Origin of the sequence: Streptomyces sp. NPDC019224, assembly GCF_040632605.1 — a bacterium.
Taxonomy (GTDB): domain Bacteria; phylum Actinomycetota; class Actinomycetes; order Streptomycetales; family Streptomycetaceae; genus Streptomyces.
In genome coordinates this window covers 16,152-27,152 of the sequence record NZ_JBEYCF010000074.1, presented here as the reverse complement: position 1 = coordinate 27,152, position 11,001 = coordinate 16,152, and the positions used below count along the sequence as shown (strand labels likewise).

Sequence of the window (11,001 nt, the reverse complement as noted above, 5' to 3'; positions counted from 1 at the left end):
CGTGAACCACGTGGTTCACGGCCCGCCCTCTTCGCGCTTCGAACGGCTCAGAGCGCTCCGTACGGCTCAGACGCGGATCTGGACCGCGCGGGCGAGGCGGTCGTGGAGGCCGCGGCCGTCTCGGTCCCAGACGAGGGCCGGGATCGCCAGGCAGAGGAGCACGCTGCGGACGAGGACGCGGAGGAGGCCGAGGCGGCCGCCGTCCTCGGCGATGACGCGGATGCCCATGAGGCGCTTGCCCGGGGTGCAGCCGATGGTGCCGACCGTGAGGACGCTCATCACGAGGAAGATGCCGAGCGCCCAGTTGCCGGACGCCTGCTGGTCACCGCGAGCGAACAGCCCGTATGCGATCAGCAGGCACAGGGCCCAGTCGATGAAAAGGGCCCCGAAGCGCCGGCCGAGCGGGGCGATCGCCCCGGGGCCCTGCTCGGGGAGGCCGAGCCGCTTGCCCCGGTGGCCGAAGTCGGCGCCCATCTCCTCGGCGGCCGCGCGCGGCCCGGAGAGCCACGATCCGATTGCTTGCCTATTGTCCACCCGACCACGGTACTGCGCCGGGCCGTGCGCCTTCCCCGGCGGGTGCCGGCCCCTGCCTCGTCCCATTCCTCGGACACCGGTTTGAAACAGCCGGGAAACCCGTGGGGGCAGGGCGGGGGAGGCGGTCCGGGGCCCGTACGGCCTCTCCTCGCACCCGCGCCGGTTAACTTCTGCGAAACAAATGGGTCATGCTTGAGAAATCCGGTCTGCCTATGGTCGGGTCCAGCGTGTGCCACCGCACTGGCCACAACGAGCTGCAACCCCGTCCCTCCCGGGCCGGGAGTAGGAGGAGTTGGATGTTCCAGAACGCCGACGACGCGAAGAAGTTCATCGCCGACAATGACGTCAAGTTCATCGATGTCCGGTTCTGTGACCTGCCCGGCGTGATGCAGCACGTCACCGTCCCGGCGGCGACCTTCGACCCGGCCGACGAGCTTGCCTTCGACGGCTCGTCGATCCGCGGCTTCCAGGCCATCCACGAGTCCGACATGGCGCTGCGCGCGGACCTGTCGACCGCCCGTGTCGACCCCTTCCGCCGCGACAAGACCGTCAACATCAACTTCTTCATCCACGACCCGATCACCGGCGAGCAGTACAGCCGCGACCCGCGGAACGTGGCCAAGAAGGCCGAGGCGTACCTCGCCTCCACCGGCATCGCCGACACCGCGTACTTCGGTCCCGAGGCCGAGTTCTACGTCTTCGACAACGTCCGCTTCCAGACGTCGGCGAACGAGAGCTTCTACCACATCGACTCCGAGGCCGGCGCCTGGAACACCGGTGCGATCGAGAACAACCGCGGTTACAAGGTCCGCTACAAGGGCGGTTACTTCCCGGTCCCGCCGGTCGACCACTTCGCCGACCTGCGCGCCGAGATGTCCCTGGAGCTGCAGAACAGCGGCCTGGAGATCGAGCGCCAGCACCACGAGGTCGGCACCGCCGGCCAGGCCGAGATCAACTACAAGTTCAACACGCTGCTCGCCGCGGCCGACGACCTGATGCTCTTCAAGTACATCGTGAAGAACGTCGCCTGGCGCAACGGCAAGACCGCGACCTTCATGCCGAAGCCGATCTTCGGCGACAACGGCTCGGGCATGCACGTCCACCAGTCCCTGTGGGCCGGCGGCGACCCGCTGTTCTACGACGAGCAGGGCTACGCGGGCCTCTCGGACATGGCCCGCTACTACATCGGCGGCATCCTCAAGCACGCCCCGTCGCTGCTGGCCTTCACCAACCCGACGGTGAACTCCTACCACCGCCTGGTGCCCGGCTTCGAGGCCCCGGTCAACATGGTGTACTCGCAGCGCAACCGCTCCGCCGCGATGCGCATCCCGATCACGGGCTCCAACCCGAAGGCCAAGCGCGTCGAGTTCCGCGCCCCGGACCCGTCGTCCAACCCGTACCTGGCGTTCTCGGCCCTCCTGATGGCCGGCCTGGACGGCATCAAGAACAAGATCGAGCCCGCCGAGCCGATCGACAAGGACCTGTACGAGCTGGCTCCCGAGGAGCACGCCAACGTCCAGCAGGTCCCGACGTCCCTCCCGGCCGTCCTGGACGCCCTTGAGGCGGACAACGAGTACCTCCAGGCCGGCGGCGTCTTCACGTCCGACCTGATCGAGACGTGGATCGACTACAAGCGCACGCACGAGATCGCCCCGATCCAGCTGCGCCCGCACCCGCACGAGTTCGAGCTGTACTTCGACCTGTAGGCCGCACCCGACCCGTGAGCTGGGGTGGCGTCATTCCGGCGCCCCCTCAGTCCGCACAGAGTCCGCAAGACTATTGATCTTGCCGTTCATCACACGTTCTACAGCGGTCCGCGTCGACTCATCCGAGTCCGGCCACAGGTGACCGTAAGTGTCCAGCGTCGTTTTCGCCGAACCGTGGCGGAGACGGTGCTGGACCACTTTTACGTCTGCCCCCGACGCAATCAGCAACGACGCATAGAAGTGACGCAGGTCGTGGAAGCGGAAGCCCGCAGGCAGGCCGTCCACCTTCCCGCGGATCCGGCGCATCTCCCGCTCGATCTGCCACGGCCCGACCTGCTCGCCCTCCTCGTCGACGAGGAGGTATTCCCGCCCGGTGCAGAGCGGCTTGAGCACGGACACGAGGCTGTCGGGAATCGGCACCGTCTCCCCCGACATCTCCGTCTTCAACGGGAGCGCCGGGTACTGCACCGCCGGAGTGATCGTCCGGGCCGTCAGATCGACGTCCGCCGGCCGAAGCCCGCACGCCTCCCCCACCCGCAGCCCGACGAACGCCCCGAGCAGTAGCGCGGGCTGATACTTCACCGCGGCCTGCTCGTACAACGCCCACAGCTGGGCTTCCGTCGCCACGTAGGCGCGCTGCTTCCCGGCACCGGGCGACGTCCGCCGCGAGCACGGGTTCGCCGGAACCTTGCGGTCAAGAACCGCGTCCCGCATCACTTGCGACAGCCGCGAGTGCAGCGCGAACAGGTACGACGCGGACAAGCCCTCCGACCCCAGCCGGGCGAGCCAGTTGCGGACCATGCTCGGCTGCACCGCGAGGAGCGGGAGCGGGCCGAACTCCTGCCGGATCCGGGCCAGGTGCACGTTCGCCTGACGGACAGACGACGGACGGCGTGATCCGTAGCCCTGAATCCACACGTCGCACCACTGGTCAACGGTGACCTTCCGCGACTTCGGGTCGACGTACTGACCAGTGACAATGCTCGCCGACTCCTCGTCGATCCAGCGCTGCGCGTCGACGCGGCGGCCGAAGTGCCGTGCGTGCTCCCGGCCGGCAACGTCCCGGTACCGGGCCCGCCACTTCCCGTTTGGGCGCTTAGCGATGCTCGCCACTGTCACCCCTTGTCGTGATAGTCCCGAGTTCAGACCTCTTCAGCCACTCGATGGCCGCACGCTGTCCGTCTGGGGTCGTCGTGTCGAAGCTGACCCATTCCCCCTCCGGCGCCTGCGCGGTGAACTCACGGCGCCGCTCCCCGGGCAGTTGCCGGCTACCCCGGATCCACTCGCGAGCCACGACCACCGGCACGGTGGTCTCCGGCGTCACCTGGTACGCGGCGTCGTCAGCAACGTCGATGGGCACCAGGAGATGCACCGGGGCAACGTTCAGCGCTGCGGCAAGGGCGAGCCATTCGGTGAGGCTGACGTTTTCACGGTTGCCGTTCTCCAGCTTCGCAACGGTGCTTCGCTGCCAAGCGATGCCTTGTGCGGCAAGTCGGTCCGCGAGCTGCTGTGCCGTAAGGCGCCGCTGCTCGCGTGCCTCACGCACTCGCTCCGCCACAGTGGCCGTGGGGGACCACACCTTGTTTTGTTCCATGAGGGAACACTAAAGGGAACTTGCGGAACACGCAAGAGCGAGGCACCATGAGCGCCAACGGGCACTCATTGCCCGCCGATGTTCTCTGAAAGGACGTGAACGACCCATGGCGACTCGCCTCCTCTCGCCTGCGGAACTCGCCTCGTACCTGGGTGTGCCGGTCAAGACGGTGTACCGGTGGAACCACATGGGCACCGGGCCGAAGCCCTGCCCCGTCGGAAAGCATGTGCGCTACCGCCCTGCGGACGTCGAAGCGTGGCTCGATCAGCGCCAGGCCGGGGGCGCCGCGGCATGAGCGCAAGAAGAAACCCCCCGGCGGGCAACCAGGGGGCTGAAGACCAGCGGGCGAGCGGGTCGACCACCACGGTACCGCGCGCCTCCGTCATCGCCTACTGCCGCGCCTACGCGGCCCGCGGGTGCTTCGGCCGGTACTGGGTCCTCGTGATCGACACCTGCCCGTACTGCCGGCGCACCCACCGCCACGGCGGCGGCGACCAACTCCGCCCCACCTACGGGCACCGCTCCGCTCACTGCGGCAGCACCGGGCCCCACCGCGGTTACTGGCTGGAGCCCGTCACCAAGGAGGCAGCGTGACACCCCTCGAAGGCGCGCTCTGGCTCGTCCGCCACGGCTTCCCCGTGTTCCCCTGCGACCACCCCGGGACCGACCGGTGCAGCGGCATCGGACGCGGCCACGACCCGGCCGTCTGCGCCGACCGCGGGAAACACCCCTGTGTCCCGTTCACCCGGGCCCACACCCTCGACGACGACCAGGTGCACAGCAGCATCGGTGGCCGGCTGCGGAACGTCGGCGTCGCGGTCGGTGCGTGCACGGGCCCGGACGGGGCACGGCTCCTCGTCGTCGACTCCGACCGGCCCGGGGCCATCGAGGACGCCGCCGAAGCGTTCGGTCACCGCCACACCCCCACGATGCGCGTCGCCACCGCCAAGGGCCACCACGACTACTACTGGGCCCCGGGCAGCACAAGGCTCGGCAACGGGCTCGGTGCCCTGCGCGGCAAGTTCGACGGCGACGTGCGCAGCGGCAACGGCTACGTCATCGGTCCCGGGTCCGTGCACGCGACCGGTGTCGTCTACGAACTGGCCGACTCCGAGCAGCCGCCCGCGGCCGTGCCCGCGTGGCTCCTCACCGCGCTTCAGAGCACACCGGAGCGCCCGGCCGCCGCACCCGTTCAGCTCGGGCGCAAGGCGCCCGACCGCCTCGCCCCGCTGGTCCGGTTCGTCCTTGAGTCCCCGTCCGGGGCCCGCAACAACCGCCTGTACTGGGCCGCCTGCCGCGCCTTCGAGCACGATGCCGCCGCGCCGAACATCGCGGGCGCCCTGCTCGCCGCCGCTGCGCACGTAGGGCTCTCCGAAGCCGAGGCCCGCCAGACCATTACTTCCGCCTACCGATCAAGGGCCACCCGATGACCGATGACACCGCCGCGAAGGCGCGCGAAATCCTGGAACAGAACGGCATCGAGGAGCCCGAGGAGAGCAAGGGGCGCGGACCGTCGCAGGCCGCGCAGCTGGTCGCGATCGCCCGGAAGCGGTACGACCTGTTCATGTCCGAGGACGGGCGCCCCTACGGAGTGAAGACCGACGGGGCGAACATCGCCCTGCCGCTCCGAGGGAAGGCCGGCCTGCGCTCCCAGCTTTCCCGCATCTACAACGACGAACACGGCGGCGCCGTCGCCTCGCAGTCGGCGCTCGCCGACGCAATGACCGTGCTCGAAGGCGTCGCCCAGGCCGCCGACCCCCGTATCCCGCACGTCCGGGTCGCGCGCCACGGGGACGGCGTCGTCGTCGACCTCGGCGACGCGGACGGCCGATGCGTCGTCATCACCCCCGACGGGTGGGACCGCGCGGCCCGCTCCCCGGTCCTCTTCCGCCGCTCGGGCGCCATGAAGCCCCTGCCCGCGCCCCTGCGCAACGGCGACGGCCTGGCCAAGCTCCACGCCCTGCTCAACACCGACGAGGAAGGGTTCCGGCTCCTCGTCGCCTGGCTGGTCGCCTGCTTCATCCCCGACCTGCCGCACCCCATCCTCACCTTCCGCGGCGAGCAGGGCACTGGCAAGTCCTACTCGGCGAAAATGGTCATCGGCATCATCGACCCCTCCGGCGCCCCGAAGCGCACCGCGCCCCGCGACATCAAGTCGTGGGCCACCCAGGCGTTCAACTCCTGGGCCCTGTGCCTCGACAACGTGTCCGTCATCCCCGACTGGCTGTCCGACGCCCTGTGCCGCGCGGTCACCGGAGACGGCATCGTCGACCGCGCCCTGTACACCGACGACGACGTCGTCGTGCTGGAGTTCCGCCGGGTCCTCGCCATGACCACCATCGACGCCGGGGCGCTCGCCGGGGACCTCGCCGAACGGCTGCTCACCATCGAGCTCCACCTGATCCCCGACCACAAGCGGCGCGAGGAAGCCGAGATGGACGCGGCCTACGCCGACGCCCATCCCTCGATCCTGGCTTCCCTGTTCGACCTCCTCGCCCAGGTGCTCAAGGTGCTGCCCGACGTCGTCCTGACCGAGCGCCCCCGCATGGCCGACTTCGCCCGCGTCCTGGCCGCCGTCGACAAGGTGCAGGGCTGGAACACCCTCGGCTCGTACAAGGCGAGCGCCCGCGACGCCGTCACGGACGTCCTCGACGGCGAGCCGTTCGCGCAGGCCGTGGTGGCGCTCGTCGACCGGGCAGGCGCTGACGGTCTCACCCTCACCGCGTCGGAACTGCTGGACCGCGTCCCCACCCCGGACAAGCTGCCGAAGAAGTGGCCGAAGGACTCAACCCGCGCCGGCGGACAGCTCAAGCGCCTCGCCCCAGCACTCCGAACCGTTGGCATCGAGGTCGACGACAGCAAGCGCGGCCCGAAGCCGCTCCGGCAGCGCCTCTACCGACTCACGGCAACAACAGAGAGAAGGTACGAAACAGCGTCCCCAGCGACCCCCAACACCCCGAATAGCGCTCTGACCAGCGGAAACAGGGGGGTCGCTACAGGGGGGCCGCTAGCGCCCCCCCCTCCTGCTGGGGGGTCGCTGGGGGGCGCTGAGGGGGTCGCTGAACCGTTCGCAGCGGCCCCCCACGACACCACCCCTGACCTGCACCTTTCCTCGCTGGGGGACGCTGGGACGCTGGGGGACGCTGAAATGCGGCCTCTCTCCAGTCAGTCCGTGTGCCTCGCCTGCAACCACCCCATGGACCCGGTGCTCACCGCCGCCGGTGACACCCACCACCCCGGATGCGAGTAGCCCTTGATGCCGAGGACAACCACCCCGCAGCACCGGCTGCACTGCCCCGCCTGCCGAACCACCCGCCCCGCCCGGGAGGTAGGCACAGCCCGCATCGCAGGCACCTGGCACACCCTGGTCCAGTGCACCGACAAGGCGTGCGAACTCATCTGGGCCACCCGCACCCCGGCACCTGCCCGTGACCGCGCCGCCTGACTCGACGGCGGCCCGGCTCATCGGCCCGGACGGCTCCGTCACCATTCCCCCCGAGGTGGCCGGCGAAGTCCTCCGGGCCCTCATCCGAGACCTCACCGCCCGCGTACGAACCGACGGCGGCGAGGTCACCCCCGCCGTCCGCCACGTCCTCTACGCCCTCCACGAAGCCGCTCAACACCCACCCGCCACCAACCCGAGTTCCGCCGCCGGAACCCCGCCCGAGCCCCCTGCCACAGTCGAACTGACCGCGTACGAAGCCGCTGCACTCATGGGATGCAGCACCGAATACGTGCGCCGCCTCGCCCGGACCGGCCGCGTCCCCGCCCGACGCGCCGGCCCGGCCTGGCTCATCAACCGCCAAGCCCTCGACGCCTACAGGAAGGGACCGGCCGCATGACCGCCCATCTCACTGCCGCCCACGCAGCTGCGGAGACCGACGTCGCCACCGCCGTACAGGAAGCCGACGAAGCCGCGGCGCTCGCCGCCGCGCTCGAAGAGCGCGTACGCAACGGCGACGACACCGTGACCCCCGAACAGATCGCCAACGCCCGCGAACTCGGCACCTTCGCCCAACTCCGCGCCGAAGCCACCCGACGCAAAGCCGAGAACGCCAAGCGTGAGGCCCGCCTCGCCGACCTCGCCAGCCTCAAGGCCGACATCGACGCCTACACCCAGGCCACCGACCCCGACCAGCTCGTTGACGACCTCTTCAACGCGCTGCTCGCCTACACCCAGCACTTCGCGGACCACAACACCCGCGTCAACCAGTGGCGGGCCCGCATGACAGCCCTCGACGTGCCCAAGGTCCATTCCCCCGCAGACCTGCAAGCCGAACACGCACACCTGGGACGCGGAAACCACAGCGACCAGCTATTCGCCGGCGACAGCGTGTACGCAACCGTCAACCACATCAGCAACCTGCCCTACCACCTGGAACAGCTCGGTATCGCAGTCAAGTACCTCGCTGCCCACCCCACCGGCTCCCGGCACGCACAGGCGAAGGCCAATGCCCAGGAGCGCATCAACAAGGTGAAGGCAGCAGCCCGATCCGGCTTCCGTACGCAGAAGGGGCAGAGCGCATGACCACCCACCCCCCTACCTGGACCTACCCCGACGGGCAGCTCGCCGGCAAGGACATCAAGGCGATGACGCCTGACGAATACGTGCGGGCCGACGACGACGGCTTGCTCGACCAGTACCTTGGCCGCGCGCCTCGACCACCGGTCGAAGGCCAGCTCACCCGAGCCGACCTCAAGCACATGACGCCGCAGCAGATCGTCGACGCACGCGACCGCGGCCAGCTCGACCAGCTCATGAACGGCGACGCCCCCTGAACGTCACGCGACGACAGACGCGGCCGCACTGCGCAACGCAGAGCACCAGTCCGACGCAACGCCGGACAACACGCAGCGTCACACCCACCCAGGGGGGTGACCCCTCCGGCCAGGGGGTTCCCAGACGCGGGGGAGGGCGCTCGGGGTGGCGGAGGGTTCAAAGGGTCCGCTGCCGTCACGTTGCGTAACGACCTTCTTCGGGTGCTTCAGCTGCCCGGCCCTCGCGAGGGCCGGGCGTTGTTGCGTGCAACGGGGCGGCGTCTGGGAGTCGCTGCAATCTTGCGCAACTGCCGTCCAAGGCCGGGCAGGGGGCTGCATGCTGGTGCCCCCACCAATGGGAAGGGAGCGCCAGCATGACGCTCAGGTTCATCGGCACCACGTCCGAGCACGGCAACTGCCCGACGCTGTACGAAGTCGAGGAGACCGGCGACATCGTCGTCCAGGGTGACCGGCTCACCGATCCCGAGCACCTTGCCCAACTGCGCGATGTCGGCGAGCACGAGACGTTCGTTGTCATCCCGCGCGCGCTGCTGACCCGCTTTGCCCCCAAGGAGTGACCGTGCCGCCCCTGATCCTCTTCGAGGAGATCGCTCACCACTTCGCCGAGTTCCAGCACACCGCGTTCCGTCTGGAGACTCGCCGCGGCTACGCCACCGACCGGGCCGGCGCCCGGTTCCAGGCGTTCATGCAGGGCAAGGACCCGGCCCCCGAACCGGGCCACCCGTGGAACGTGAACGTACGGGCCAAGGCGGAGCAGGGCGCGCGGTTCTCTCGGGTCCGGATCGTTGACGACCCGCCCACGGACGGGCAGCGGTTCCTCATGGCCACGGCTGCCGGGAATGTCGAGGCGGGCGAGGACATCCGCGTACTGCCTCGCGCCGCGGCGGTGCGGATGGGCCTGCCCGACTTCGACCTGTGGCTGTTCGACTCCCGGACCCTGGTGCGCATGCACATCGACGACACCGACACCACAACCGGTGTCGAGCTCATCGAGGACGCGGGCGAGGTGCTGGCCGCCTGCCGCGCCCGTGACGCTGCCCTCGCCGCCGCCCGGCCTTCTGCCGAGGTCTGGACGCGGGTACGTTCGGCCGTGTGAGTACGGACTTCCAGAGCGGCCGCGAGGCGCTCGGCGCGCGGCTGGACGAGTTGCGCGCCGAGACCGGTCTCAACGGCAAGGAGTTCGCCGAGCGGCTCGGCTGGCAGCGGTCGAAGGTGTCCCGCCTCCAGAACGGCCGGCAGACCGCGAGCCCCGCGGACCTCGAAGCATGGGCCCGGGCCGCGGACCGCCCGGACGCTGCCGCGGACCTGCTCGCTCGTCTGCGCGGCCTGGAATCCCAGCAGCGCCACTGGAGGCGCCAACTCGCCGCCGGGGACGCCCCGGTGCAGGACCGGTACGTCATGGAGTACCGGCGCACGACCACGATGCGCGGCTACGAACCCACCGTTGTGCCAGGGCTGTTCCAGACACCTGACTACGCACGCCACCTCATGGCGCAGAACGCAGAGCTGATGTGCTCCCCGAGAGACACCGAGGCAGCCGTACAGGCCCGCATGCGCCGACAGGAGGTGCTGTACGAGGCGGGGAAGCTGTTCCGTGTCCTCATGTGGGAGGGCGCGTTGCACGCGGTCGTCGGCGGACGGCAGGTCATGGCCGGCCAGCTGGACCGCCTTGTCGGACTCATCGGCATGTCCACGGTGGAACTCGGCGTCGTCCCCCTCGGCGCCTCGATGCGCGTCACGCCGAAGCACGGATTCTGGATCTTCGACGAACAACGCGTCGTCGTCGAGACGATTAACACGGAGTTGCAGTACGACGCTGCGGACGACCTTGCCCTGTACGGCCGGGTGTGGGACAGGCTGCGCGCAGCCGCGGTGTCCGGCCCTCAGGCGCACCGCCTCATCGCCCGGGCGCGCGCCGTGGTTGCAACCGCGTGAGCAACCGGCACCAACGTCCCTGCGGGGAGGAGCAATCGTCTGCAATCGCCGAGCAGGCACGCCCTGCTCGTTCCTAACGTGCTGGCCATGGCCTCACAGACGAACACCTCGCAGACAGCAAACGTGGGTTGGTGCCACTGGCACAAGGGCCCGTCCGGGACCGCGGTTCTGGTGCACGTCATCGAGCAGGGCTCGGGCCCGGGCGTACGCCTGTACGCATGCGCCCCGTGCCGCGAGCAGCGCGGGCTTGTCCCGGCGTCCGAGTTGCCGGACGCGGCGGCGTATCGGGCGTACCTGATCCACACGCAGCGCTGCACGGTTTGCACAGACAGCAGCCGCTGCGCGGAAGGCTCGGGGCTGTGGCAGGTGTACAAGGACGCCCTGGCCGTGCACGCGTTCTGACCCTCTACCCGCCTTACCTCGCAGGTCAGGAGGCACTACCGCCCCCATGAC

General features: G+C 69.6%; 16 protein-coding genes. 13 read left to right on the top strand and 3 right to left on the bottom strand.

The features are described 5' to 3' along the window. Nucleotides 1-66 precede the first annotated feature (66 nt). On the bottom strand, nt 67-534 hold the full coding sequence (locus tag ABZ564_RS30790) for an RDD family protein (protein WP_360862521.1): 468 nt from the start codon (nt 532-534) through the stop codon (nt 67-69). Between the two features lie 296 nt (nt 535-830). On the opposite strand from ABZ564_RS30790, the gene glnA reads away from it, so the two are divergent. Beyond that, on the top strand, nt 831-2,240 hold the full coding sequence (gene glnA / locus ABZ564_RS30785; protein WP_360862519.1) for a type I glutamate--ammonia ligase: 1,410 nt from the start codon (nt 831-833) through the stop codon (nt 2,238-2,240). 30 nt (nt 2,241-2,270) lie between these two features. Here glnA and ABZ564_RS30780 read toward each other — a convergent pair whose 3' ends face one another. Beyond that, complete coding sequence (locus tag ABZ564_RS30780; protein WP_360862517.1) at nt 2,271-3,353, bottom strand: site-specific integrase; 1,083 nt, start codon at nt 3,351-3,353, stop codon at nt 2,271-2,273. Beyond that, on the bottom strand, nt 3,337-3,834 hold the full coding sequence (locus ABZ564_RS30775) for a helix-turn-helix transcriptional regulator (protein ID WP_360862516.1): 498 nt from the start codon (nt 3,832-3,834) through the stop codon (nt 3,337-3,339). The genes ABZ564_RS30780 and ABZ564_RS30775 overlap by 17 nt, the downstream gene beginning before the upstream one ends. Before the next feature lie 106 nt (nt 3,835-3,940). Here ABZ564_RS30775 and ABZ564_RS30770 point away from each other — a divergent pair, with 106 nt between their 5' ends. From ABZ564_RS30770 to ABZ564_RS30715, 12 genes are all read left to right on the top strand, one after another. Continuing rightward, nucleotides 3,941-4,129 carry a helix-turn-helix domain-containing protein gene (locus ABZ564_RS30770; protein ID WP_360862514.1) on the top strand — a complete coding sequence of 63 codons (189 nt, stop codon included), beginning with the start codon at nt 3,941-3,943 and terminating at the stop codon, nt 4,127-4,129. Then, a complete protein-coding gene (locus tag ABZ564_RS30765; RefSeq protein WP_360862512.1) occupies nt 4,126-4,428 on the top strand; it encodes a hypothetical protein in 303 nt (100 codons plus the stop codon). The genes ABZ564_RS30770 and ABZ564_RS30765 overlap by 4 nt, the downstream gene beginning before the upstream one ends. After that, nucleotides 4,425-5,264 carry a bifunctional DNA primase/polymerase gene (locus ABZ564_RS30760; RefSeq protein ID WP_360862511.1) on the top strand — a complete coding sequence of 280 codons (840 nt, stop codon included), beginning with the start codon at nt 4,425-4,427 and terminating at the stop codon, nt 5,262-5,264. Before ABZ564_RS30765 ends, ABZ564_RS30760 begins: the two co-directional genes overlap by 4 nt. Then, nucleotides 5,261-7,084, top strand: coding sequence for an ATP-binding protein (locus ABZ564_RS30755; protein WP_360862509.1), 1,824 nt, complete (start codon nt 5,261-5,263; stop codon nt 7,082-7,084). Before ABZ564_RS30760 ends, ABZ564_RS30755 begins: the two co-directional genes overlap by 4 nt. Before the next feature lie 6 nt (nt 7,085-7,090). Continuing rightward, complete coding sequence (locus tag ABZ564_RS30750) at nt 7,091-7,279, top strand: hypothetical protein (RefSeq protein ID WP_360862507.1); 189 nt, start codon at nt 7,091-7,093, stop codon at nt 7,277-7,279. After that, nucleotides 7,263-7,676, top strand: coding sequence for a helix-turn-helix domain-containing protein (locus ABZ564_RS30745; protein WP_360862505.1), 414 nt, complete (start codon nt 7,263-7,265; stop codon nt 7,674-7,676). The genes ABZ564_RS30750 and ABZ564_RS30745 overlap by 17 nt, the downstream gene beginning before the upstream one ends. Next, nucleotides 7,673-8,362 carry a hypothetical protein gene (locus ABZ564_RS30740; protein WP_360862503.1) on the top strand — a complete coding sequence of 230 codons (690 nt, stop codon included), beginning with the start codon at nt 7,673-7,675 and terminating at the stop codon, nt 8,360-8,362. The genes ABZ564_RS30745 and ABZ564_RS30740 overlap by 4 nt, the downstream gene beginning before the upstream one ends. Further along, nucleotides 8,359-8,613, top strand: coding sequence for a hypothetical protein (locus ABZ564_RS30735; RefSeq protein ID WP_360862501.1), 255 nt, complete (start codon nt 8,359-8,361; stop codon nt 8,611-8,613). Before ABZ564_RS30740 ends, ABZ564_RS30735 begins: the two co-directional genes overlap by 4 nt. Before the next feature lie 353 nt (nt 8,614-8,966). Next, nucleotides 8,967-9,170: a hypothetical protein gene (locus ABZ564_RS30730; RefSeq protein WP_360862499.1), complete on the top strand. Its 204-nt coding sequence runs from the start codon at nt 8,967-8,969 to the stop codon at nt 9,168-9,170. A 2-nt stretch (nt 9,171-9,172) separates the two neighbouring features. Next, entirely contained in the window at nt 9,173-9,709 is a 537-nt protein-coding gene (locus tag ABZ564_RS30725) for a DUF6879 family protein (protein ID WP_360862497.1), read from the top strand. Further along, nucleotides 9,706-10,548: a helix-turn-helix transcriptional regulator gene (locus ABZ564_RS30720; RefSeq protein ID WP_360862496.1), complete on the top strand. Its 843-nt coding sequence runs from the start codon at nt 9,706-9,708 to the stop codon at nt 10,546-10,548. The genes ABZ564_RS30725 and ABZ564_RS30720 overlap by 4 nt, the downstream gene beginning before the upstream one ends. A gap of 87 nt (nt 10,549-10,635) precedes the next feature. Then, nucleotides 10,636-10,950 carry a hypothetical protein gene (locus ABZ564_RS30715; RefSeq protein WP_360862494.1) on the top strand — a complete coding sequence of 105 codons (315 nt, stop codon included), beginning with the start codon at nt 10,636-10,638 and terminating at the stop codon, nt 10,948-10,950. Nucleotides 10,951-11,001: the final 51 nt, after the last annotated feature.